This window comes from Dickeya zeae NCPPB 2538, from assembly GCF_000406165.1.
Lineage (GTDB): Bacteria > Pseudomonadota > Gammaproteobacteria > Enterobacterales > Enterobacteriaceae > Dickeya > Dickeya zeae.
Map to the genome: position 1 here is coordinate 3127223 of NZ_CM001977.1, position 23223 is coordinate 3150445.

Consider the following 23223-nt stretch of genomic DNA (forward strand, 5'->3'; position numbering starts at 1 on the left):
CACCCGAACCCCGGTTACGGTTCGCCGTTATCCACGTGTTTCTGAAACGTCCTGCCTGTTCGGGTAGGGCAATTCATCCCAGTCAGGATCCTGATGCCGTAACACGGCTACTGCACGGGCGATATCCGGTGCCAGCCATCGATCCTCCTGCCAGACCCCAACCTGTTGGCGCAGCAACTGCCAGGCCCGTTGTGTTCCCACACCGGCGTTATCCGGGCCGAGGAAATCCAACGCCTGTGCCGCCAGCAGGTATTCAATAGCCAGCACATGCCAGACGTTCTCAGTCAGCTTCAGCAACTTGAGCGCCGCCGGGGTCCCCATACTCAAATGGTCTTCCTGCAAGCCGGAAGTGACAAAGTTATCGACCACCGCAGGCTGGGCCAATAAGCGGTTCTCACCACAGAGTGAAGCGGCCACATACTGAGCGATCATCATGCCGGAATTTACCCCCGGCTGGGCGACCAAAAAGGGGGGTAACCCGCTCACCAGTGGGTTGATCAGCCGGTCCAGCCGACGCTCCGCCACGCTCGCCAGTTCGCATAACGCCAACGCCAGACTGTCTGCCGCCAGTGCCACCGCTTCGCCGTGCGGGTTGGCCTGCGATATCACCCGCCACTGCTCCGGCGTGCCCAGCACCAGTGGATTATCGGTCGCGGCATTGAGTTCCATCTCAATGCGCTGCACCGACGCGGTAAATTGATCGCGGCAGGCACCATGAATTTGCGGAATGGATCGCAGGCTCAGTGCGTCCTGCGTCCGGATGCCTTCGCTCTGGGCGATAATCTGGCTCCCAGCCAACAGGGCACGCAGGCGCTGCCCGACTCGTTGGATGCCTGCACTCGGTTTTAATGCCAGCACTTCAGGGTCAAATGCCACGATCTGCCCACGCAACGCCTCAAAGCTCATTGCACCAGTCACATCCGCCCAGTCCAGTTGACGCGCCGCATCATCCAACGCCAGACAGGCCAGCCCGGTCATGCACGGCGTGCCGTTGACCAGCGACAGCCCGTCTTTCGCGCCCAGCGTCACAGGTGCCACACCAATACGTTGCAACACCTGCGATGCTGGCAATACCTGACCTTGCCACTCCACCTCACCGACGCCAATCAACGCCAGCCCGATATGTGCCATATGAGTGAGATAACCCACCGAGCCTTGCGATGGCACGCAGGGTGTGACGCCCTGATTGAGCAACGCCAGCAGTGCCCGCACGATATCCGGCTGAATTCCCGACTTGCCGTGACTGTAATTGGCTATCGCCGCACACAGAATGGCCCGGGTCTGCTCGACAGGCAGCCGCGGCCCGACGCCACAGGCGTGACTGAGCAAGGTATTGCGCGACAGTCGCGCCAGATCCGCCACCGGTAAGGTGACGTTACATAACGCGCCCAGACCGGTATTCACGCCATAGGCTAGCGTTTCGCTGTCCACAATCTGTTCGACGATACGCCGTGATTGGCTCATACGCTGCCAGGCCGCCTCACTCAGGCTAAGCGGTGCGCCATGGCGCGCCACCTGCACCAGTTCACGCCATGTTAGTGGTGCATCGCCCCAACAAATCTCGGTAACCATAGTGTTCCCCTTACACGGTCTGGTGACTGGCGATAAATTGCTGAAAACGCGCCGAGCTTTCGCCACCGAACATGGCGTCTGGCGCACCTTCACAGTCAATCCGCCCCTGATGCATGAACACCACCCGGCTGGAGACATGGCGGGCAAACCCCATTTCATGGGTCACCACCAGCATGGTACGCCCCTCTTCGGCCAGCCCGCGCATCACCTTCAGCACGTCGCCGACCAGTTCCGGATCCAGCGCCGAGGTCGGCTCATCAAACAGCATCACCTCTGGCTCCATCGACAACGCCCTGGCAATTGCCACCCGCTGCTGCTGGCCTCCGGACAGTTGCGCTGGATAAAAGTGCCGCCGCTCATACAGCCCGACCTTCGCCAGTAACGCCTCAGCCTGCTCGACACAATCGGTGCGCGAGCGCCCGAGAATATGCAATGGCCCTTCGATGACGTTTTGCAGCACCGTCATATGGCTCCACAAATTGAAATTCTGGAACACCATTCCCAATCGGGCACGCAGCCGCTCCACCTGACGCCTGTCAGCCGCGACCTGATGGCCGAGCTTGTGACGCTTCATCAGGATCATTTCACCGCTGACCGCGACCGTGCCGTCATCTGGCGTTTCCAGCAGGTTGATGCAACGCAAAAAGGTACTCTTGCCCGATCCACTGGCACCCAACAGCGAAATCACCTCGCCTTTGCGTGCATCCAGCGAGATACCTTTGAGCACCTCAAGCGCACCGAATGACTTGCGGATATCGATCATCGATAAGGTAATGGGGGCGGTTTTATTCATGATCTCTCCCAAAAGACGTCGGTAACGCGGCCAGATTAGGTGACAACGCGCGTTCCAGCCAGGCAAACACCCTGACAATAATGAAGTTCAGTAGCAGGTAAATCAGCGCCGCGCAGACAAACACCTCCAGCGTGCGATACGTGCGCTGGATTATCTGTTGTGCGACACCGGTGATATCCCACACCGTGACCAGACTGGCCAGTGCGGTGGACTTGATCAGCAAGATCGCCTCGGTTGACCAGGCGGGCAACGCGTGACGCAACGCCACCGGTGCGATAATGCGGCGCAACAGTAGCCAGCGCGACATGCCGCACGCCAGCCCCGCCTCAATCTGCCCGGCAGGAACAGACAACAGCGCACCACGCAGAATTTCCGCGGTATAACCGGCGGTGCACAGCGCTAGCGCCAGCACAGCGCAACTGAACGGATCGCGCAGTACCGGCCAGAACAGGCTGTCACGCACCACGCTGAATTGCCCCAAACCGTAATAGACCAGAAATAGCTGGATCAGCAGCGGTGTCCCGCGAAAAATCAACATATACAAACGCGCAAACCCACTCAGCGGCCAGATAGCGCTCACCCGCATCGCCACCAGCAGTACCGAAAGCACAGCGCCCACCACAAATGAGGAAAAAAACAGCCCCAGCGTCACTGGCAACGCCGAGAGTAACCGCAGGAATGTTTGAGTCAGAAAAGCAATATCCATCATGACGGCTCCTGCATCGCTTTACGCCGATAAGGCTGAGACAACATCCGCTCCAGGCGGGCAAACGCCGCATTGGAAAACACAGTCAGGATCAGGTAGAGAGCCGCACCGGCGAGGTAGAACAGAAAATAGTCGCGGGTCGAACCGGCGGCCATCTGGCTGGCGCGCATCAGCTCGATAATGCCGGTGACCGACACCAGCGCTGAATCCTTCAGGCTCATTTGCCAGACATTGGACAAACCCGGCAGGGCAAAGCGCATCACCTGCGGCAGCAGAATCCGCCATCCGATGCGCCAGCGCGACATCCCCATCGCGCTGGCCGCTTCAAGTTCACCGCTACTCACGGCCAGACGCGCCGCGCGGTACACCTCGCCCTGATACGATGCGGAAATAAACCCAATCGCCAACGCGCCAATCAGGAAAGGCGGCAGTTCGATAAACCCCTCGGCACCGAACCAGCGCCCAATCTGCGTCAACACACCCGAACCACCAAAATAAAACAGGTAGATGATCAGCAGTTCCGGAATGCCACGAAACACGATGGAATACGTCTCCCCGGCCACGCGCCAGAACCGGCGCGTGGACAGTTTGGCCGCCGCGACCGCAGCACCGACCAATGCGCCGATCAGCAGCGCAACCATCGTAAGGAACAAGGTGGTCAGCGCGGCCATCGCCAGCAGTCCGCCCCACCCCTGATCGCTGAAATCTAACAGGGCCAGCATACTGTTTCCTTAAGTCTTAGGGGGTGACGTCCGTTTTGAACCACTTCTCGCTGAGCGTTTTTACCGTGCCGTCCGCCAGCGCGGTTTTAATAGCGGCATCAAATTTTGCCTTCAGCTCCGGGTCGCTCTTGCGAAAGCCCAACGCTTCGCCCTCTCCCCAAATAGGCCCAGCCAGTTGCGGGCCACCTAACGTCAGGTTGCTGTTTTCCGGCTTGCTGAGGATGGAATTGGCGAAGGTGACATCGTCGAACACGGCATCAATGCGCCCTGCCTGCAGATCCAGAATGGCATCAGCGGATGCGGTGTATTCACGCACGGTGGCGACATCCCGAAAGTAGGTGTCGATAAAAGGCGTATAGACAGTGCCGGAAGCGATACCGATGGTTTTGCCTTTTAGCGCGCTGCGCAGACCCGCTATCGCCGGTTTAATCTGCTCAGGATCATCTGTCAGCTTAATCATCGCTTTATCGGCTTCGACAGGCAGCGCCAGCTTACCTTTGACGGTAATAAAACTGGCTGGGGTGGACGCATAGGGAACAGAAAAATCCACCACCTGCTTGCGCTCTGGGGTAATCACGATGGCGTCCATCATCACATCGAACTTGCCAGCCTGCAGACCCGCTATCATGCCGTCCCAGTTTTGCACCACCAGCTTGCACTGGATGTTCATTCGCTGACACAGGATGGTCATCAACTCTGGTTCAAATCCGCCCAACTTGCCGCCGGGCAAGGTCAGATTCCAGGGTTCATAACTGCCTTCCGTTGCGATAGTCACCGACTTCCACTCTTTGGCCTGCGCACCTGCGCAAAAGACAGCCGACACGCTGACTACACATAAGGCAATCACAGACTGAACCAGCTTGCTCTTTTTCATGTCTTCCCCCTGGTGTTTACGCTTCAAAGTAATTACATGTATATACAACATCAGGTAAGCAGCAAAATTCGGGCCATGATTTCAGTTGGCGGGCAAATTCGGGTGGGTAATGTCGGGTAACCCCGCCCGGCAGCGGCGAACAGGAAGTCGCGATAAGCGGAGAAACACATTCGCAGGAGGTATCGCACATTTGCAGGTTGCACCGCGCATTTACAGCTTGCACCACATAATGGCGGTGCCCAATGATTGTGCATCAGGACGATGCACAGAGCAGGTTATCGTGCGTAAATCGTGGCAAGAAGTAAGGCAGCATTGTCGTCATCAGGTATCCAGCACACTCCCGATGACCGCCACCATGCTCCCTCCCCGGCAGCCAGTCGGTGTGTGTTCGCACACCAGTGGCCTGCCAGTACATAGGCGATGCCGTCGGTATCTGGCGTTTGCACCGTCGTCCCCTTGATGACCGAGACGTCTGCCCGGTAACCACATCTTTCCACCATAATATTGAAGTCCAGACTGACGCCGCCACACAGCCGTGCAGTGATAGCCTGTTCGCCGGTAAAGGCAAACGGCTGATGCAACGTCAACCGGTGTTGCCAGCCTTCACCACAGAGTATTACACCCTCCCCAGACAACAGCGTGATCACCCGATCGACACCGGGGAAACGGGAAAAATCACCGTCTTTCTCGATGGTGGCGATACTGGCACGCCAGGCAAAATCCCCATCGGGCTGATCAGCGGCTATCCGGCAAATTTCACGGGTGTCACCACCGCCGTTTTTCCAGCGGCTGACCGCCAGCCTATCCAGACTGAATTTGTGCATCACAGCACCGCCTGTAATGTTTTCATGACGTCAATAAACCGGGCGTCGGCTTCGTCGTCTAGCGCATGCCGCCCGTCTTCGATAACCAGCTTACCCGCCACCCACACCTCCTGAATCTGCTGACTCCCGCCCGCAAACAGCCAGCGGTTGAGCACGCTGTCGTCAGCCACCGCGCTCAGCAATGCGTCTTCACGCAACACCAGCCAGTCGGCACGCCAGCCTTCGCTTAATTCGCCAACCGGCACCCGGCAAGCCTGAGCACCGCCCTGCAACGCCTGAGCGTATAACAGGCTGCCGACCGCCGGTTGCTGCACGGTCACCACCCGATTACGACGGCGATCACGCAGCCGCTGCCCGTATTCCAGCCAGCGTAGCTCTTCCACCACATTCAACGACACATGGCTATCAGAACCGATGCCCCAGCGCCCTCCCGCGGCCACATAGCGGTCAAGCGGGAAAATACCATCACCGAGATTGGCTTCGGTGGTGGGGCACAGCCCTGCCACTGCCAGGCTGTCGGCCAGTCGACTCAGTTCCCAGTCATCCAAATGGGTGGCATGCACCAGACACCAGCGGGCATCCACCGCAAACCGATTAAACAACCACTGTACCGGGCGTTCTGCGCTCCAGTTCAGGCAATCCTCCACTTCTTTTTGCTGCTCGGCGATATGGATATGTACCGGCAGGCTACTGTCAGTGGCTTCCAGCACATCCTCCATCTGATTCTGACTGACCGCCCGCAACGAATGAAAACACAACCCGTGATTGAGCAACGGATAAGGCTGAACCAGCGAGGCCAGCGTTTCCTGCTGGCGCAGGTAATGGTCTACATCCTGAATAAAACGAGCCTGCCCCGGCTGCGGCGGCTGTGCGCCGAAACCGCTGTAGCTGTAGAGCACCGGCAGCATGGTTTGACCGATGCCGACCTGCTGCGCCGCCGCCAGCAAATGGCGCAACATGTCATGCTGGCGGTAGGGTTTACCGTGCGGGTCGTGGTGCAAATAATGAAACTCCGCCACCTGGCTGTAGCCGCCCTTGAGCATATCGATATACAACCGGGTGGCGATCGCCCCCACCTGTTCCGGCGTCAGGTGCGACACCATGCGATACATCAGGTCGCGCCAGGTCCAGAAACTGTCCTGCGGATGACCCGCCACTTCCGCCAGCCCAGCCATCGCACGTTGAAAAGCATGTGAATGCAGGTTAACCATCGTCGGCAGCACGATGCCACTTAGCCGCTGCGCGCCTTCTGGCTCCGCCTGCGGCGTAACGGATTGCAGATACCCCTGGTCATCCACTTCCAGACGCACATGGCGCGCCATTCCCTGTGGCAGTAACGCTCGTTCGGCAAAATAAACGGACATAGCAAGATCCTGTCGGTGATTGTCATCAGTAACATTGTATAGACATATCTATACACCAAAGTTTGCGACGTGGGATATAAGGCTTTTTTATTCCGCCATCAACGCGGGTTCACTGCCGGTACTGTGACGGAGAAAGTGAATAAGAAATTCCTATTCCGTCACAGCTTGCTGAAATGCTGTGGTGGCGTATAACTTGTCTATACAAGATTATAACAGCAAGGGAATACACGATGACGATACCGTGCGACAGCCTGTGGCTGGGTGCTGATCTGGTCACCCTGCGTGGCGGCCGCTATCACGTGATTGAAGATGGAGCGCTGGCCGTCACCGCCGGGCGCATCGTCTGGCTGGGTGCACGGCATGCATTGCCCGATTTCGCGCCGTCGCAAGTCACCGATTTCGGTGGCGGCATCATTACACCCGGTTTGATCGACTGCCATACCCATCTGGTGTTTGGCGGTGATCGCAGCGGTGAATTCGAACAACGCCTCAATGGCGTCAGCTATGCCGATATCGCCGCTGCTGGCGGTGGCATCCTTTCTACCGTCAATGCCACCCGCGAGGCGAGCCACGATAGCCTGCTCACCTCGGCACTGGCCCGTTTAAGACCCTTACTGGCCGAAGGGGTGACGACGATTGAGATCAAATCCGGTTATGGGTTAGCGCCAGACAGCGAGCTGAAAATGCTGCGGGTGATCCGTGAATTGGGGCGACAACAGCCGGTGCAGGTTGTTTCCACCTGTCTGGCCGCCCACGCCATTCCCCCCGAATACCGGCAACAGCCGGAGGCGTGGATCGATCTGGTCTGCCGTGACCTGCTGCCCACGGTGGTCAGCGAAGGGCTGGCGGACGCCGTTGATGCCTTCTGCGAGCATCTGGCGTTTAGCCCGGCGCAGGTCGAACGCGTGTTTCAGGCCGCACAGGCGCTTCACCTGCCGGTGAAACTGCATGCCGAGCAACTGTCATCGCTACACGGCAGTGCGCTAGCCGCTCGCTTTCAGGCGCTGTCCGCCGATCATCTGGAATACGCCACCGAGCAGGATGTCGCGGCGATGGCCGCCGCGGGCACGACCGCGGTGCTGTTACCCGGAGCCTATTACCTGCTGCGCGAAACACAATGCCCACCGATCGAACTGTTTCGCCGCTACGGTGTACCGATGGCTGTCGCCAGCGACTGCAACCCTGGCACCTCCCCCGCGTTGTCACTGCGGCTGATGCTCAACATGGCCTGCACCTTGTTTCGATTAACACCGGAAGAAGCACTGGCTGGCGTCACCTTACACGCGGCCCGTGCTCTGGGGCTGGAACAGAGTCACGGTTCGCTGGAAGCCGGTAAAGTGGCCGATTTTGTCCACTGGCCGCTGGCGCGTCCGGCAGAACTGGTTTACTGGTTGGGCGGTCAACTGCCCTGCACAACGATTTTTCGAGGAGAACAACGTCCATGACGCCATTTACCTTGATGGAGGGCGACAGCCCGCTGTTGCTCAGCATTCCCCACGCGGGTACCGATCTTACGCCGGAAGTAGCCGACCGGCTCACCCCCGCCGCTCGCCCGCTATCAGATACCGACTGGCATATTCCGCAGTTGTACGATTTTGCCCACGGGCTCGGTGCCAGCGTACTGGCGGCTAACTACTCACGTTTTGTTATCGACCTGAACCGCCCGGCCGACGACCAGCCACTGTATACCACCGCCACCACCGGCCTGTTCCCCGATATTTTGTTCGATGGCACGCCAGCATTTGCTCCCGGCAATGCGCCGTCTGACGCCGCTCGTGCCCGCTATCTGCGCGATATCTGGCATCCTTATCACCAACAGATCCAACAACAGCTGGCGCGCATCAAACAGCGCCACGGTTACGCGTTGCTATTCGATGCGCACTCTATTGCGTCGCGTATTCCACGCTTGTTTGATGGACAATTGCCAGACCTGAACCTGGGTACCAACGGTGGCCTGAGCTGCGCACCGGCTATTGAGTCAGCGTTGCTGGAGACATGCCACTCACAACAGCGCTGGAGCTGGGTTATGAACGGTCGTTTCCGTGGCGGCTACATCACCCGGGCTTACGGCCAGCCAGAACAACACCAACACGCAATGCAACTGGAGCTGGCGCAGTGTAACTACATGAGTGAACAGGCACCTTTCGCCTGGCAACCGGACAAGGCACAGGCATTACAGCCGATGCTGGAGCGCATCGTTCGCACCTTCATGGAGGCGGCGGCCAGACAGTATCATCGCTGACCGCCGGTGTATTAACGAGGCAGGCCGATTCTTGTGCTGGCGATAGCATTGTTATTATCAGCGTCGTTATCAGCGACGACAAAGCGATCGACCGTTTCTTTCATGTCACTGGCCTGCCTGTCGAGCAACTGGCTGGCCGTGGCTGCTTCGGACACCAGCGCGGCATTCTGCTGGGTCACTTGTTCCAGTTGATTGAGCGCCAGATGCACCTGATCCACACCCAGCGACTGCTCCCGCGCCGCCGTGGCGATATCACTGACGAAATCACGCACCTGAGACGTACTGGCCATGATCTGTTTCATGGTCTCACTGCTGCGAGCAACCAGCGTCACACCGGCATGCACCTGCTCAATGCTGGCTGAAATCAAATCCCGGATACGCTGCGATTCCCCCGCACTGCGCTGTGCCAGATTGCGCACTTCCGTCGCTACCACGGCAAATCCACGCCCTTGCTCACCCGCTCTGGCCGCTTCTACCGACGCGTTCAGCGCCAGCAAGTTGGTCTGAAACGCGATGGCGTCGATGGCGGCGGTGATTTGCGACATCTGCTCACTGGACTGCCGGATTTGCGCCATCGCATCGCTGGCCTGCATCGTAACGAGATCGGCGGCACTGATCTGCGCTTCCATCGTCGTCATCAGCCCGGACGCCTGACCGGCGTAATCCGCCGTCTGCTTCACTGCAATGGCTATCTGCTCCATGCTACTGGCGGTTTCCACCAGCGAGGCCGCTTGTTCGTCCGTTCGCTGCGCCAAATCCTGATTACCCTGCGCGATTTCGGTACTGGCGCGTTCCACCAGTTGTGCACCCTGCTTAATGGTGCTCACCACCATCTCGATGTTTTCCAGCGACCGGTTGTACGCCTGGTTCAATTGCGACAGCTCATCTTTACCCGGCACAGCCAAACGGCAGGTCAGATCGTTGCCCATTTCATCAATGGTTTTCAATGTAGACGTCAGCTGCTGGTACACATTGCGGGCCACCAGTACTGCCAGCAATAGCGCCAACACCACGGCCGCCACCGCACCGCCAAGATAACCATAGCCGCTTACCCGTGCCTGATATTCCAGCCGGTTCGCCCAGTTCAGCAATTCTGCGGAAGCAGCGTCCTCCACCACTTTTAATCGATCGATACGTTGAGTTTGCTGGCTAAACCACTCGTTAGCATCAATACCGAATCCACCGGTAGCCGCTTTAGCAAAGGCGGTATCACGCATTTTCAGCGCGGTTTGCGCCGCGGCATCGCTTAGTGAACTCTGCAATTGCTGCCTGAGCGCCGGTTCCGCGAACTGATTAAACGCGGTGGTGTAAGCATTCTCCATACCGACTAACTGGCTGAAACGCTCGTATTGCCCCGGAGCAAAGCGATCCACTGCAAACACTTCGGACAACAATGCCCGCATAATGCCCGCCTGCTCTTTGATATTCAGCAAGTTGTAATACGCCGCGACCCGGCTAACCAACCCCCCTTCGGTAACCAGATGGCTCATGTCGCCGACCAACGCGATAAGGTCGCTGACACTGGCGGTGTACCACCCGACAACTTGTGTGGTGGGCAGAGAGAAACCATCAACCTGGGAACGAAGTGAGGACAATGTTTGCAAGCGCTCCTGCAAGCGGCTTAGTCGCTGTGCAATATCACCAGCAGAGTCAGATAACACCAGCGCAGACCGGCTTTCCCACAACGCCGCCAGTGCCTTATCTGTTTCTCCTCGCTGCTCGCGTAACGGGTCGGCAAATTTCTGCCCTTTACTGCCAATGTAGCCTGAACTCATACCGCGTTCGCGTTGCAGGGCGTGTGCCGCATTGCCCGCTCGCTGCGCCAGTGTCAGTAACTGGGCAAACTGCACCATATCCTGCTCGGTATGACGCCGATCCAATACGCCATTGGTAGCAAACCACAGCAGCGCAATCAGTAATGGCGTCAGCGCCAGCGCAAACTTGTAACGGATAGAAAGCGAGGATAATCGCAGCATAAATGTCCCCCGAATGGTCCTCAAAAAACACCAGAGATAATCAATCGACTGATACTCACTTCATCGTCAATCATTGTAGAAACTTTATTTACATTAAAGGGATATGTTTGACAAAAAACAAAAAAATCAGTAATAGCGAGTTCTTATCGCACCATCCCCTGCCACACCGTATTGAAAAACCCAACAACAGTTTAAAACGATTAACACATTTTGGCGTTCGGCAGGCTAACACAGGGTGGCAGATCGTCGCAGTGAGAAACGCCACCATTACTCCCTACAGGGATGAAGAATTACCCCTTATGAGGTATTCGCATGACAGGTATTGTTACTCTGCGGTAACAGTATGCAGAGATAAATACCGTGTTATCACAATTAATCCACACACAACGCCTGACAGTCTGCGGCGCTTCTGCCAAAATAGGCGCATCCCCCCGTAGTGAAAATGATGGATTTTCTGTACATGGTTGCAAAAATTATTGATGGTAAAACGATTGCGCAGCAGGTGAAGGACGAAGTCGCCGTGCGCGTGAAACAACGACTGGCTGAAGGTAAACGCGCACCGGGGTTAGCCGTCGTGCTGGTAGGTGATAACCCTGCCTCACAGATTTACGTCGCCAGTAAGCGCAAAGTGTGTGAGGAAGTGGGCTTTGTTTCCCGTTCTTACGACCTGCCGGCCACCACCACCGAACCGGAGCTGCTGGCGCTGATCGACGAACTGAATACCGATACCGCCATTGATGGCATTCTGGTGCAGTTACCGTTACCGGCTGGCATTGACAACACCAAGGTGATTGAACGTATTGCCGCCGACAAAGATGTAGACGGCTTCCACCCGTATAACGTCGGCCGACTGTGCCAGCGTGCGCCGTTGCTGCGCCCTTGTACCCCACGCGGTATCGTCACGCTGCTGGAACGTTATGACATCAATATGTTCGGCCTGAACGCCGTGGTAGTCGGCGCGTCCAATATTGTCGGTCGTCCGATGAGCATGGAACTGCTGCTGGCAGGATGCACCACCACCGTCACCCACCGTTTCACCAAAGATTTACGTCACCACGTTGAACACGCTGACCTGCTGGTGGTCGCGGTCGGCAAACCGGGCTTCATTCCGGGTGAGTGGATCAAACCGGGCGCTATCGTTATCGATGTCGGCATTAACCGGCTGGAAAATGGCAAAGTCGTGGGCGATGTGAAGTTTGATGAAGCTGCTGAGCGCGCGGCGTACATCACCCCGGTACCGGGTGGAGTCGGGCCGATGACGGTCGCTACGCTTATCCAGAACACCTTGCAGGCTTGCGAGGAATACCACGACACTCCGGCACAGGCATAACCCTCATGAACGTATTCCATTTGGATAAACACCCGCACGTGGAACTGTGCGATTTACTGAAACTACAAGGCTGGAGCGAAAGCGGCGCCGCCGCCAAGCAGGTTATCGCCGACGGTGAAGTCACCGTCGACGGCCAGATTGAAACCCGCAAACGCTGCAAAATCGTTGCTGGTCAGGTAGTGAAGTTTGGCAGTGAATCAGTAACCGTACAGGCATAATCGCTGGTTTTCATGTTCACCAGAAACCGTAAAGGCCCGCAAGTCGGGCCTTTACTTTAGCGATACGCTGTCGTGATTATTTACGCCGCCAAGATTATTTACGCCGCCAAATAGTACCCTGCGGACCGTCTTCCAGCACGATGCCCATTTCCGTCAGCCGATTACGCGCCGCATCTGCCAGCGCCCAGTCTTTAGACTGACGAGCATCGTTACGCTGCTTGATCAGCGCTTCAATCTCCTGCACTTCGCCATCATCCGCCTGCGCACTGCTTTGCAGGAATAATTCCGGGTCATGCTCCAGTAAGCCCAGTACACCGGCCAACTGGCGCAACGCTGACGCCAGACCGCTGGCTGCCACAGCATCATCCGCTTTCAGACGATTGACCTCGCGAGCCATATCGAACAACACCGAATAGGCTTCCGGCGTGTTGAAGTCGTCGTCCATCGCGTCGCGGAAACGGTGCTCGAACGCCTCACCGCCTGCCGCTGGTACCGACGCATCAGTGCCACGCAGCGCAGTGTACAGGCGCTCCAGTGACGCACGCGCCTGCTTTAAGTTCTCTTCCGTGTAGTTCAACTGACTGCGGTAATGACCAGAAATCAGAAAATAGCGAATAGTTTCAGCATCATAGTGAGACAACACATCACGAACGGTAAAGAAGTTATTCAAGGATTTGGACATTTTCTCCCGGTCTACCATGACCATGCCGGAGTGCATCCAGTAATTGACATAGTCGCCACCGTGCGCGCAGGTAGACTGAGCAATCTCGTTTTCATGGTGTGGGAACATCAGATCAGAGCCACCACCATGAATATCGAAATGCTCACCCAGTTGCTTGCAGTTCATCGCAGAACACTCAATATGCCAGCCGGGACGACCATTGCCCCACGGCGACGGCCAGCTTGGCTCGCCCACCTTGGACATTTTCCACAACACGAAATCCATCGGGTTGCGTTTCACTTCGGTGATTTCCACCCGCGCACCGGCTTTGAGCTGCTCCAGATCCTGGCGGGACAACACGCCATAGCCCGGTGCGGTATCCACGGAAAACATCACGTCGCCGTTATCCGCCACGTAGGCATGACGACGAGCGATCAATTTTTCAACCAGTTCAATGATTTCCGCTATGTAATGCGTCGCACGAGGCTCTTCATCCGGGGAGAGGATGTTCAGCGCGCGAAAATCGGTATGCATCTCATCGATCATTCGGTCGGTGAGTTGCTCGATGGTTTCGCCGTTTTCCGTCGCACGCCTGATGATCTTGTCGTCAATATCGGTGATATTGCGAACATATTTAACGTCATACCCCAGATAACGCAGGTAACGCGCCACCACGTCAAACGCCACGAAAGTACGCCCATGACCGATGTGACACAGGTCGTAAACAGTTATCCCGCACACATACATGCCAACTTTGCCAGCGTGAATGGGTTTGAATTCCTCTTTTTGACGACTCAGGGTATTAAAGATCTTTAGCATCAGGGCATTCCATGGTGTTCGCAGGAGATGTACATCGTTGTCTGCGGTACGCGTAATAAAGTCAGTTTTTATCCGGTTTTCGGACGTAGCTGCGTATTGAAACCTGAACCCTGCCCTATTGCAAGCGGGCGCACCTAATATTCGTCTTTCCCCGCCATTTCACATTTTGCTCAGGCTAAAACGCATAAACCCGGCGATATCGCCGGGTTTATCTCGCAGCTAATGCAGATGAATATGCGCTATTGCGTGCTTAGCGTAAGCGAGGGTTGCTCATTACGGAGTATTTACCGCTGCCCAACAGTGCAATCGCGATACCGGCAAAGAAGTAAACGGCAACGCCTTCTGCTCCCCAGGCACCGGTTTTTTCCAGCATGAACAGTGCTTGCGGCTCAGCCAGCAACAAGGCAACAATCATCGTGGAGGAGAAAATAAGCGCGGCAGGACGTGTCAAAATACCGAGGATCATCAGAATCGGTGTCACCACTTCGCCCATGAATACACCGTAGGCAATAAAACCCGGCAGGCCGTGAGCCGCCAGCATTCCCTGAATGGGGCCGACACCTCCGATCAGCTTATGAACGCCGTGGAACAGCATCAAAATACTGAATGACAGTCGCAGAACCAGCTTACCGAAATCCGGGTTGTCTAATAGCTGATTAATCCGGTCTAACATAATTTACCTACCTGTATGATTATTGAGTGAGCAACGTGTTAACGAGAGTGACTATCAACTACAACAAGAATAAATTTAGAAAGTAAAAAAACATATCAAAATGATACTAGTTATTGATTTAGCGCAAGAAAAATATATTTCAAATTAATTCACCTAATTTTACTTATATTAATGAATTTATTTGAAATAGAATTCATCGCACGGTGCGCATTGTGCCGCCCACCACGCCCTGTGCTGACTCAGCCATTCACTTATGTTATAAGAGCGCTCTTGGCGGCTTGGCGCCTCGGTGAATATCTCTCATTATTCTGTGTATTATGGCTAAGTAAGGTTCATCTATGATTACGTTTCATACCAACCACGGCGATATCGTCATCAATACCTTCCCGGAAAAAGCGCCGGTTACCGTGGAAAACTTCCTGAACTACTGCCGCAGCGGTTTTTACAACAACACGATTTTTCACCGTGTGATCAACGGTTTCATGATCCAGGGTGGTGGTTTCGAACCCGGCATGAGCCAGAAAAGTACCAATGCGCCGATCAAAAATGAAGCGAACAACAGTCTGGCCAACAATCGTGGCACGCTGGCCATGGCCCGTACCAACGATCCGCATTCAGCAACCGCACAGTTCTTCATTAACGTCGTAGACAACGACTTCCTGAACTTCAAGTCTGAAACTGTGAATGGCTGGGGTTACTGCGTATTCGCTGAAGTGGCAGAAGGTATGGATGTGGTTGACAAGATCAAAGCCGTCTCTACCGGCCGCAGCGGTATGCATCAGGACGTACCGAAAGAAGACGTGATCGTCACCAGCGTAACCGTTAGCGAGTAACGCCTGCGGTATGTCGACGCTATTTATTAGCGATCTGCATCTGAGCGAACAGGAACCGGCGATCACCGCCGGTTTTCTGCGTTTTCTGCAAGAAGATGCCCCCAACGCCGACGCACTCTACATCCTCGGCGATCTGTTCGACGCCTGGATTGGCGACGACGACCCTGCCCCGTTGCACAAGACAGTCGCTCAGGCGCTAAAGTCGCTGACCGACAGTGGCGTGCCTTGCTATTTCGCGCACGGCAACCGCGACTTTCTACTCGGCAGGCGTTTCGCCCACCAGAGCGGTCTGCACTTGCTTGCCACCGAAACCGTGCTTGACCTCTATGGCAGACGCACTCTGTTATTGCACGGCGATACCCTGTGTACCGACGATCACGCCTACCAAAATTTTCGTCGTAAAGTGCATAACCCGCTTATCCAGCGGCTTTTCCTGTGGTTGCCCTTATCTTTTCGCCTGCGCATTGCTGCACGTATGCGTGCTGCCAGCCAGCGAGCCAACCAGCATAAATCCATGACGATCATGGACGTCAATGCCGATGAAGTGATTAACCGCCTGCACTACCATCACGCCACCCTGATGATCCATGGGCACACACACCGCCCGGCTATCCACGTTATCGATCAAGGCCGCGTAAAAGCAGAACGCGCGGTATTAGGCGCCTGGCATCAGGAAGGATCGTGGCTCCAGGTAACGGCGGATGACGTTCGTCTGAACTCGTTTCCATTGTAACGCCCCGTTTACACTGATTTTCCCTGTTAACGGCCCATTTCATCGCCACGCAACCGTTTTCCTCCCTTCTGGCTCATGGTATGCTCTACGCCCTCGCGGCCTGTGGCTCCGGTTTCAGGTCGCCGTTGCAGCGCGCAATGACCGTATCATTAACGTTCACTGTCATTGCACGTCATCAACATGAATTACTTCCGCCATGCAAACCACAGGAGCATTACAGGCATGTCATCCAACGCTGCCCCGGCGAAAATCGCTATTGTCATGGGTTCAAAGAGTGACTGGGCTACCATGCAGTTTGCTGCAGAGATCCTCACTACACTGAATCTGCCTTATCACGTTGAAGTGGTCTCCGCGCACCGCACGCCAGACAAACTGTTCAGCTTCGCCGAACAGGCGGACCAGAATGGCTTTGACGTTATTATCGCTGGCGCGGGCGGCGCTGCTCACCTGCCGGGAATGCTGGCAGCCAAAACGCTGGTGCCGGTGCTGGGCGTTCCGGTTCAGAGCGCTGCGCTAAGTGGTGTAGACAGCCTCTACTCTATTGTGCAGATGCCGCGCGGCATTCCTGTCGGCACTCTGGCTATCGGTAAAGCGGGCGCGGCCAACGCAGCCCTGCTGGCCGCCCAGATTCTGGCGCGTCACGATAGCGCACTGGCAACCCGTCTGGCGGCATGGCGTCAGGCGCAAACCGACGAGGTACTGAACCACCCAGATCCGAGGGAAGAAGCATGAAACCGGTTTGCGTACTGGGTAACGGCCAATTAGGCCGTATGCTGCGTCAGGCTGGCGAGCCGCTTGGCATCGCTGTCTATCCTGTCGGGCTGGATGCAGAGCCGGAATCCGTTCCGGTGCAACACAGTGTTATCACCGCCGAAATCGAACGATGGCCGGAAACGGCGCTGACCCGCCAGTTGGCGCAGCACGCCGCCTTCGTTAACCGTGATATCTTCCCGCGTCTGGCGGATCGCTACACCCAAAAGCAACTGCTGGATGAACTGGGTCTGGCCACCGCGCCCTGGCAACTGCTGGCTTCGGCACAGGAATGGCCAGCTGTTTTCGCCTCACTGGGCGAACTGGCAATTGTTAAACGCCGCGTCGGCGGCTATGACGGTCGGGGCCAGTGGCGTATCCGCACCGGCGAAGAGCACAGCCTGCCAGCCGACTGCTACGGTGAGTGTATTGTTGAGCAAGGCATCGCGTTTTCTGGCGAAGTTTCGCTGGTTGGCGCTCGCAGCGCGACAGGTGAATGCGTATTTTACCCACTGACCCACAATCTGCACGAAGACGGTATTTTGCGTACCAGTGTGGCGCTGCCGACCCCACAGCCCCACCTGCAGCAGCAGGCGGAACAGATGCTGTCAGCTATCATGCATCGTCTCGGTTACGTGGGCGTGATGGCCATGGAGTGTTTTGTGGTAGGCGATCGTCTGTTGATCAATGAGCTGGCCCCACGAGTACACAATAGCGGCCACTGGACGCAAAACGGTGCCTCCATCAGCCAGTTCGAGCTACACCTGCGTGCGATCCTCGATCTGCCGCTTCCTGCTCCGGTGGTTGCCAGCCCGTCGGTGATGGTCAATTTGATCGGCACCGATGTGAATATTGACTGGCTGACATTGCCGCTGGTACATCTGCACTGGTATGAAAAAGAGGTTCGTCCGGGTCGTAAAGTCGGACACCTGAATCTCTCTCATCCCGATAACGCGCGGTTGAGCCAGACACTACAGGCATTAGCGCCCCTGCTACCTGAGGCTTATCACTCTGGACTGGCGTGGGCACAACACCGGTTGGCTGATTAAGCAACCGGTGTCGACTACGGGTCAGCGGTGCATGCAGGTCAGTCATGACCCGCTGATACCCGTTTTGCTTGACGTTGCAGACAGGTTAGCTTTCTGGCAACGGGAATATTTAGGGCGTCTCATCGCCGGTACGATTTTTACGTGACATTATGACGATTGGGTTTATTATCTTCAGCGCGAATAAAATAAATACTTTGTGTCAGCTATTTATTTCACTCACGGACATCCAGAAAGAGAAATATTTCCGCTTTATTATTCACCAATTCAAATCAATTAACGCATCAAAAAAGATACCTCCCAAAATAAATTATTTAACGCATCAATCCTGATATTTTATTTTTGAATAATTGGGGTTAAAATAATTGACCTTTATTCATTTGTGTGATCGCCTCACTATTATTTCACACTGGTCAGGATATAGAATGCCGCCACAATAAAAGGTTACCCCGATTCACATGATGTCTCGTGTGACACCTGCGAATTACCCCTGTATTGGCCTGTAGCCGGTACGGCATTTTTTTATACTCTGTGTTCACCAAGGAGAAACTCGCATGAGCACAATTCAAGACAGCAGTCAGGTACTGGAGAACGCTTCAGGCTGGCGTAAAAGCGATACCGTCTGGATGCTGGGCCTGTACGGCACGGCCATCGGCGCGGGCGTGCTGTTTTTGCCCATCAATGCCGGTATTGGCGGTTTGATTCCGTTGATTATCATGGCAATTATTGCTTTTCCGATGACCTATTTCTCTCACCGCGCATTATGCCGTTTTGTTTTATCCGGTAAAAAAGGTGGTGAAGATATTACCGAAGTTGTAGAAGAGCATTTTGGTACTGGTGCGGGAAAATTAATCACCCTGCTTTATTTCTTCGCTATTTATCCAATACTGCTGGTTTATAGTGTCGCTATTACCAATACCGTTGACAGCTTTATTACTCACCAGTTGCATTTACCTTCACCACCGCGAGCGATTCTGTCTCTGATATTGATTTTGGGACTGATGTTTATCGTTCGCTTTGGCGAAGCGATGATCGTGAAAGCGATGAGCGTGCTGGTTTATCCGTTTGTGGCCGTATTAATGATGCTGGCGCTGTATTTAGTTCCGCACTGGAATACAACTGTTTTCCATAATATTTCCCTGACCAACAGCACCACAGGTAATGGCCTGCTGGCAACGCTGTGGCTGGCCATTCCGGTTATGGTGTTTTCCTTCAACCACTCACCGATTATTTCGTCTTTTGCGGTATCCAAACGCCGTGAATATGGCGATAACGCTGAGAGAAAATGCTCCCGTATCCTGGCTTGCAGCCACATCATGATGGTGTTGACCGTGATGTTCTTCGTATTCAGTTGCGTACTGGCACTCTCCCCGTCTGACCTGATGGAAGCGAAATCTCAGAACATTTCGATCCTGTCCTATCTGGCTAACCACTTTAATAACCCGGTTATGGGCTATCTGGCACCGGTTATCGCCACTATCGCCATTTCCAAATCGTTCCTGGGTCACTACCTGGGTGCAGGTGAAGGCCTGAACGGCATGATGACAAAAATGCTGCGCAGCCGCGGTAAGACAGTTTCAACCGCCAAACTGAACCGCATCACTGCCCTGTTCATGCTGGTCACCACCTGGCTGGTCGCCACACTGAACCCGAGCATTCTGGGTATGATTGAAACCATGGGCGGCCCGGTTATCGCTTGTCTGCTGTTCCTGATGCCGATGTACGCTATCCGTAAAGTACCGGCCATGCGTCAGTACAGCGGCGCGCTGAGCAACGTGTTCGTCACCCTGCTGGGCCTGATCGCCATCACCGCCATCGTTTACACCCTGTTCGAGTAATTCCTCTGTCCCTCCCGACGCAGGCGGTGCTGCTGCCTGCGTCAGCTGAAAGGAACCCCCTATGGTCAGCGTATTTGATATTTTCAAAATTGGTATCGGCCCTTCCAGTTCGCATACCGTTGGTCCGATGAAAGCTGGCAACATGTTCACCGACGATCTGGTCAACCTGTCTCTGATTTCATCGGTTGACGCCATTATTGTTGATGTTTATGGCTCGCTGGCTCTGACCGGCAAGGGCCACCACACCGATATCGCCATCATTATGGGACTGGCGGGCAATTTGCCAGACAGCGTGGATATCGACGCGATCCCGGCCTTTATTCAACAAGTACAGCACAGCGGCCGTCTGCCGTTGCTCAATGGGCGCTATGAGGTCAACTTCCCGCTGGACAGCGCACTGCGCTTCCAACCGGAGAACCTGCCGCTGCACGAAAACGGCATGACAATCCGTGCGCTCGACGCCAGTAAAAACGTGCTGTACAGCAAAACCTATTATTCGATCGGTGGCGGTTTTGTCGTCGATCAGGAACACTTCGGCCAGCCAATGGCACAGGAAGAGCGCGCGCCCTGGCCGTTCTATTCTGCCCGACAACTGCTTCAGCATTGTCACGATAATTGCCTGTCGCTGTCAGCGGTGGTGATGAAAAATGAAATCGCCATGCACGGCCGCGATGCGCTGGAAACGTATTTCGCCAGCGTCTGGCAAACCATGCAAAACGCTATTCATCGCGGTATGAATACCGAGGGCGTACTTCCTGGCCCGCTGCGCGTGCCACGTCGTGCCTCGGCGTTACACCGGTTATTGTTCACCAACGGGCGTTTTTCCAATGACCCGATGGATGCCATGGATTGGGTCAACATGTTCGCGATGGCGGTATCAGAAGAGAACGCCGCAGGTGGCCGGGTAGTCACAGCACCGACCAATGGTGCGTGTGGCATTATTCCTGCCGTGTTGGCCTACTACGACCGATTCATTCAACCGGTAACGCCAGACACGTACCTGCGCTATTTCCTGGCTGCCGGGGCCATCGGCATTCTGTTTAAAATGAATGCGTCGATTTCCGGTGCAGAAGTCGGTTGTCAGGGAGAAGTGGGTGTTGCCTGTTCGATGGCAGCAGCCGGTCTGGCTGAACTGCTGGGTGCCAACCCAGAGCAGGTGTGCATCGCGGCGGAAATCGGTATGGAGCACAATCTTGGACTGACCTGCGACCCGGTTGCTGGCCAGGTTCAGGTGCCTTGCATCGAGCGTAACGCCATTGCATCTGTTAAAGCGATCAACGCTGCCCGTATGGCAATTCGTCGCTCCAGCGAACCCCGTGTTTCTCTGGATAAAGTGATTGAAACCATGTACGAAACCGGCAAAGACATGAACGCCAAATACCGCGAGACATCCCGCGGAGGCCTGGCGATTAAAGTGGTGCAATGTGAATAAACACGATGTGCGCCTGAGCGCGCACCTCGTTAACCATTGATCTCATAACCAATTGTTCTCATAACCAATTGATCTCATACACAATTAGCCTCACTAGCAATCATCAGCATCACTAGCAACAACCTTTACTGACACCAGTCGCCAACAACAGTACCCGCAGCATAACGCGCTGATACGTCCAGGGAAAAATAAGCCACCGGGCTGATGCAACCACATCAGCCCGGTGTATTTTTAGTCATACTGTATTTTTGGATAATACCGTGTTTTGACTCGCCGCGTAGTCGAGTATTACGGGTGTCGAGTATCATGGATGTTGAAAATCGGTACGTTAAGCACCGCGCCCGCCGAGTAACGGTACGCTGTCAGGATGGTTTTTTCTCGTTGTCCGGCCAGGACCAGATCAGGTTGTTTTCTGCTGCAGACACATACCAGTCAAGTGCACTGGCGACCGGTTTCGGCATGGATTCAGCTGCTGTAACAGGGGTGGGTGTGTCAGTGTTTTTCTTACGAATGCGTAGCGGTGCACGAGACTGCCCACCATTTAAGCGCGCATTGAAGTTCTCTACCTCGGTATCAAACAGCACGCCTTCCAGTTGATGCAGACGGTTCAACCCACGCAGGATCGCCAGCAGGCTGCTCAGGGTAATGGACTCCCCCATCTCCGCCCGTTTGATGGTCGCGATGCCAAGCCCGGCGCGCTCGGCCAGATCCACCTGGGATAACCGCTGCTGAATACGTGCGTCTTTTATACGTCGACACAGCTCGGTGATGATGTCACCTTCGCTCATGGTACTGAATCTCATAATGCCGCTATCTGCCCCCACGCTAAGTTGCGCGCAGTTTATCATCACTCGCTGCAATCACAGCGATGGGCGAACAACTAAACGTCAGTTTCTCGATGCAGGTCAATTTTTCATAAGAAAAAAGTATGGATTCGACAGTGCGCATAGCACACGCGGCGTTCACACCGCGTGAGATAAAATGCGATGAAAACCGCTACCCGAAACGACCGGTAATATAGTCTTCAGTACGCCGCTCAGCCGGTGCGGTAAACAGCGAGTCGGTTTCGTTGTACTCGATCAGCCGACCATGATGAATAAACGCTGTGTAATCAGACACCCTCGCCGCCTGCTGCATGTTATGCGTCACCAGCACCAGCGTGAAACGGCGCTTGAGCGCGCCAATCAGTTCTTCGATCACCAATGTCGAGATCGGATCGAGCGCCGATGTCGGTTCATCCAGCAATAGTACTTCCGGTTCGATGGCGATAGCACGGGCGATCACCAGCCGCTGTTGCTGACCACTGGACAGCGTGAGTGCATTGTCGACGAGTCGGTCTTTTACCTCATGCCATAATGCCGCCGCCCGCAGGGCGCTTTCCACCGACTCATCCAACAGACGTCGGTCTTTCACCCCCTGCAAGCGCAGGCCGTAAATCACGTTTTCATAGATGGATTTAGGAAAGGGATTGGGACGCTGAAAAACCATACCGACCCGGCGGCGCAACGTCGAGACATCCAGCGACGGATCGTTGATACACATGCCCTGTAAACGGATGTCGCCATCAATACGGCAGCTATCCATCAAATCGTTCATGCGATTAAAACAGCGCAGCAAGGTAGATTTGCCGCAACCCGACGGCCCAATCAGCGCCGTCACACGGTTTTTCGGAATACGCAAAGAGATATCACACAGCGCTTGTTTATCGCCGTAATACAAATTCAGCCCGTCAACTGACAGCGCCGTTTGTTCATCAGTTAACCGGTGGACGTCCATCACGGGGAGTCGCTCCAGCGGTTTAGGCATACCCATCATTA

General features: G+C 55.3%; 22 protein-coding genes. 10 read left to right on the forward strand and 12 right to left on the reverse strand.

From position 1 onward, the window contains the following. Positions 1-27: 27 nt before the first annotated feature. The 7 genes from DZE2538_RS13665 to DZE2538_RS13695 form a co-directional block, all read right to left on the reverse strand. Positions 28-1572, reverse strand: coding sequence for an HAL/PAL/TAL family ammonia-lyase (locus DZE2538_RS13665; protein ID WP_038916581.1), 1545 nt, complete (start codon positions 1570-1572; stop codon positions 28-30). 10 nt (positions 1573-1582) lie between these two features. Next, positions 1583-2365 carry an ABC transporter ATP-binding protein gene (locus tag DZE2538_RS13670; protein WP_019844930.1) on the reverse strand — a complete coding sequence of 261 codons (783 nt, stop codon included), beginning with the start codon at positions 2363-2365 and terminating at the stop codon, positions 1583-1585. Then, positions 2358-3074 (reverse strand): ABC transporter permease, encoded by a 717-nt coding sequence (locus DZE2538_RS13675; protein WP_038916582.1) that lies wholly within the window; start codon positions 3072-3074, stop codon positions 2358-2360. The genes DZE2538_RS13670 and DZE2538_RS13675 overlap by 8 nt, the downstream gene beginning before the upstream one ends. Next, positions 3071-3793: an ABC transporter permease gene (locus DZE2538_RS13680; protein ID WP_038916583.1), complete on the reverse strand. Its 723-nt coding sequence runs from the start codon at positions 3791-3793 to the stop codon at positions 3071-3073. The genes DZE2538_RS13675 and DZE2538_RS13680 overlap by 4 nt, the downstream gene beginning before the upstream one ends. Before the next feature lie 16 nt (positions 3794-3809). Continuing rightward, positions 3810-4667: a transporter substrate-binding domain-containing protein gene (locus tag DZE2538_RS13685; protein WP_023640329.1), complete on the reverse strand. Its 858-nt coding sequence runs from the start codon at positions 4665-4667 to the stop codon at positions 3810-3812. A gap of 275 nt (positions 4668-4942) precedes the next feature. Then, the gene (locus tag DZE2538_RS13690; protein ID WP_050568693.1) at positions 4943-5491 is read right to left on the reverse strand and encodes a HutD/Ves family protein; all 549 of its coding nucleotides are present in this window, start codon (positions 5489-5491) and stop codon (positions 4943-4945) included. Next, on the reverse strand, positions 5491-6855 hold the full coding sequence (locus DZE2538_RS13695; RefSeq protein ID WP_038916585.1) for a formimidoylglutamate deiminase: 1365 nt from the start codon (positions 6853-6855) through the stop codon (positions 5491-5493). Before DZE2538_RS13695 ends, DZE2538_RS13690 begins: the two co-directional genes overlap by 1 nt. A 230-nt stretch (positions 6856-7085) precedes the next feature. Between DZE2538_RS13695 and hutI the strand changes: the two genes are divergently transcribed. After that, positions 7086-8300: an imidazolonepropionase gene (hutI, locus tag DZE2538_RS13700; RefSeq protein WP_050568694.1), complete on the forward strand. Its 1215-nt coding sequence runs from the start codon at positions 7086-7088 to the stop codon at positions 8298-8300. Then, complete coding sequence (hutG, locus tag DZE2538_RS13705; protein ID WP_038916586.1) at positions 8297-9097, forward strand: N-formylglutamate deformylase; 801 nt, start codon at positions 8297-8299, stop codon at positions 9095-9097. Before hutI ends, hutG begins: the two co-directional genes overlap by 4 nt. Positions 9098-9108: 11 nt before the next feature. Here hutG and DZE2538_RS13710 read toward each other — a convergent pair whose 3' ends face one another. Beyond that, positions 9109-11073, reverse strand: a complete 1965-nt coding sequence (locus tag DZE2538_RS13710; RefSeq protein ID WP_033581670.1) for a methyl-accepting chemotaxis protein — start codon at positions 11071-11073, stop codon at positions 9109-9111. Positions 11074-11533: 460 nt separating this feature from the next. On the opposite strand from DZE2538_RS13710, the gene folD reads away from it, so the two are divergent. Further along, positions 11534-12403 (forward strand): bifunctional methylenetetrahydrofolate dehydrogenase/methenyltetrahydrofolate cyclohydrolase FolD, encoded by an 870-nt coding sequence (gene folD, locus DZE2538_RS13715; protein ID WP_023640335.1) that lies wholly within the window; start codon positions 11534-11536, stop codon positions 12401-12403. A gap of 5 nt (positions 12404-12408) precedes the next feature. After that, complete coding sequence (gene ybcJ / locus DZE2538_RS13720; protein WP_023640336.1) at positions 12409-12621, forward strand: ribosome-associated protein YbcJ; 213 nt, start codon at positions 12409-12411, stop codon at positions 12619-12621. A gap of 94 nt (positions 12622-12715) precedes the next feature. Here ybcJ and cysS read toward each other — a convergent pair whose 3' ends face one another. Both cysS and DZE2538_RS13730 read right to left on the reverse strand, forming a co-directional pair. Beyond that, positions 12716-14101, reverse strand: coding sequence for a cysteine--tRNA ligase (gene cysS, locus DZE2538_RS13725; protein WP_038916587.1), 1386 nt, complete (start codon positions 14099-14101; stop codon positions 12716-12718). Positions 14102-14351: 250 nt separating this feature from the next. Next, a complete protein-coding gene (locus tag DZE2538_RS13730) occupies positions 14352-14774 on the reverse strand; it encodes a DoxX family protein (protein ID WP_038916588.1) in 423 nt (140 codons plus the stop codon). A gap of 338 nt (positions 14775-15112) precedes the next feature. Between DZE2538_RS13730 and ppiB the strand changes: the two genes are divergently transcribed. The 6 genes from ppiB to DZE2538_RS13760 all read left to right on the forward strand — a co-directional run bounded on the left by ppiB (position 15113) and on the right by DZE2538_RS13760 (position 21406). After that, the gene (gene ppiB / locus DZE2538_RS13735) at positions 15113-15607 is read left to right on the forward strand and encodes a peptidylprolyl isomerase B (protein ID WP_038916589.1); all 495 of its coding nucleotides are present in this window, start codon (positions 15113-15115) and stop codon (positions 15605-15607) included. Between the two features lie 10 nt (positions 15608-15617). Beyond that, complete coding sequence (lpxH, locus tag DZE2538_RS13740) at positions 15618-16340, forward strand: UDP-2,3-diacylglucosamine diphosphatase (RefSeq protein WP_038916590.1); 723 nt, start codon at positions 15618-15620, stop codon at positions 16338-16340. Positions 16341-16562: 222 nt separating this feature from the next. Beyond that, positions 16563-17072, forward strand: a complete 510-nt coding sequence (gene purE, locus DZE2538_RS13745) for a 5-(carboxyamino)imidazole ribonucleotide mutase (protein WP_016943358.1) — start codon at positions 16563-16565, stop codon at positions 17070-17072. Further along, positions 17069-18139, forward strand: a complete 1071-nt coding sequence (gene purK / locus DZE2538_RS13750; protein WP_038916591.1) for a 5-(carboxyamino)imidazole ribonucleotide synthase — start codon at positions 17069-17071, stop codon at positions 18137-18139. The genes purE and purK overlap by 4 nt, the downstream gene beginning before the upstream one ends. Positions 18140-18690: 551 nt before the next feature. Next, positions 18691-19974 carry an HAAAP family serine/threonine permease gene (locus DZE2538_RS13755; RefSeq protein WP_019844915.1) on the forward strand — a complete coding sequence of 428 codons (1284 nt, stop codon included), beginning with the start codon at positions 18691-18693 and terminating at the stop codon, positions 19972-19974. 61 nt (positions 19975-20035) lie between these two features. After that, a complete protein-coding gene (locus DZE2538_RS13760; protein WP_038916592.1) occupies positions 20036-21406 on the forward strand; it encodes an L-serine ammonia-lyase in 1371 nt (456 codons plus the stop codon). Between the two features lie 362 nt (positions 21407-21768). Here the strand turns inward: DZE2538_RS13760 and DZE2538_RS13765 are convergent, their stop codons facing one another. Then, positions 21769-22209, reverse strand: a complete 441-nt coding sequence (locus DZE2538_RS13765; RefSeq protein WP_023640341.1) for a helix-turn-helix domain-containing protein — start codon at positions 22207-22209, stop codon at positions 21769-21771. A gap of 193 nt (positions 22210-22402) precedes the next feature. Beyond that, entirely contained in the window at positions 22403-23218 is an 816-nt protein-coding gene (gene pstB, locus DZE2538_RS13770; RefSeq protein WP_038916593.1) for a phosphate ABC transporter ATP-binding protein PstB, read from the reverse strand. Between the last annotated feature and the right edge of the window lie 5 nt (positions 23219-23223).

What these genes read in the sequence shown, in the direction of transcription:
- purK (WP_038916591.1), top strand. Translation starts at nt 17,069, where the DNA reads ATGAAACCGGTTTGCGTACTGGGTAACGGCCAATTAGGCCGTATGCTG.
- hutG (WP_038916586.1), top strand. Translation starts at nt 8,297, where the DNA reads ATGACGCCATTTACCTTGATGGAGGGCGACAGCCCGCTGTTGCTCAGC.
- DZE2538_RS13760 (WP_038916592.1), top strand. Translation starts at nt 20,036, where the DNA reads ATGGTCAGCGTATTTGATATTTTCAAAATTGGTATCGGCCCTTCCAGT.
- DZE2538_RS13665 (WP_038916581.1), bottom strand. Translation starts at nt 1,572, where the DNA reads ATGGTTACCGAGATTTGTTGGGGCGATGCACCACTAACATGGCGTGAA.
- DZE2538_RS13730 (WP_038916588.1), bottom strand. Translation starts at nt 14,774, where the DNA reads ATGTTAGACCGGATTAATCAGCTATTAGACAACCCGGATTTCGGTAAG.
- lpxH (WP_038916590.1), top strand. Translation starts at nt 15,618, where the DNA reads ATGTCGACGCTATTTATTAGCGATCTGCATCTGAGCGAACAGGAACCG.
- pstB (WP_038916593.1), bottom strand. Translation starts at nt 23,218, where the DNA reads ATGGGTATGCCTAAACCGCTGGAGCGACTCCCCGTGATGGACGTCCAC.
- ppiB (WP_038916589.1), top strand. Translation starts at nt 15,113, where the DNA reads ATGATTACGTTTCATACCAACCACGGCGATATCGTCATCAATACCTTC.
- DZE2538_RS13685 (WP_023640329.1), bottom strand. Translation starts at nt 4,667, where the DNA reads ATGAAAAAGAGCAAGCTGGTTCAGTCTGTGATTGCCTTATGTGTAGTC.
- DZE2538_RS13675 (WP_038916582.1), bottom strand. Translation starts at nt 3,074, where the DNA reads ATGATGGATATTGCTTTTCTGACTCAAACATTCCTGCGGTTACTCTCG.
- DZE2538_RS13710 (WP_033581670.1), bottom strand. Translation starts at nt 11,073, where the DNA reads ATGCTGCGATTATCCTCGCTTTCTATCCGTTACAAGTTTGCGCTGGCG.
- DZE2538_RS13690 (WP_050568693.1), bottom strand. Translation starts at nt 5,491, where the DNA reads ATGCACAAATTCAGTCTGGATAGGCTGGCGGTCAGCCGCTGGAAAAAC.
- DZE2538_RS13695 (WP_038916585.1), bottom strand. Translation starts at nt 6,855, where the DNA reads ATGTCCGTTTATTTTGCCGAACGAGCGTTACTGCCACAGGGAATGGCG.
- hutI (WP_050568694.1), top strand. Translation starts at nt 7,086, where the DNA reads ATGACGATACCGTGCGACAGCCTGTGGCTGGGTGCTGATCTGGTCACC.
- ybcJ (WP_023640336.1), top strand. Translation starts at nt 12,409, where the DNA reads ATGAACGTATTCCATTTGGATAAACACCCGCACGTGGAACTGTGCGAT.
- purE (WP_016943358.1), top strand. Translation starts at nt 16,563, where the DNA reads ATGTCATCCAACGCTGCCCCGGCGAAAATCGCTATTGTCATGGGTTCA.
- DZE2538_RS13670 (WP_019844930.1), bottom strand. Translation starts at nt 2,365, where the DNA reads ATGAATAAAACCGCCCCCATTACCTTATCGATGATCGATATCCGCAAG.
- folD (WP_023640335.1), top strand. Translation starts at nt 11,534, where the DNA reads ATGGTTGCAAAAATTATTGATGGTAAAACGATTGCGCAGCAGGTGAAG.
- DZE2538_RS13755 (WP_019844915.1), top strand. Translation starts at nt 18,691, where the DNA reads ATGAGCACAATTCAAGACAGCAGTCAGGTACTGGAGAACGCTTCAGGC.
- DZE2538_RS13765 (WP_023640341.1), bottom strand. Translation starts at nt 22,209, where the DNA reads ATGAGATTCAGTACCATGAGCGAAGGTGACATCATCACCGAGCTGTGT.
- cysS (WP_038916587.1), bottom strand. Translation starts at nt 14,101, where the DNA reads ATGCTAAAGATCTTTAATACCCTGAGTCGTCAAAAAGAGGAATTCAAA.
- DZE2538_RS13680 (WP_038916583.1), bottom strand. Translation starts at nt 3,793, where the DNA reads ATGCTGGCCCTGTTAGATTTCAGCGATCAGGGGTGGGGCGGACTGCTG.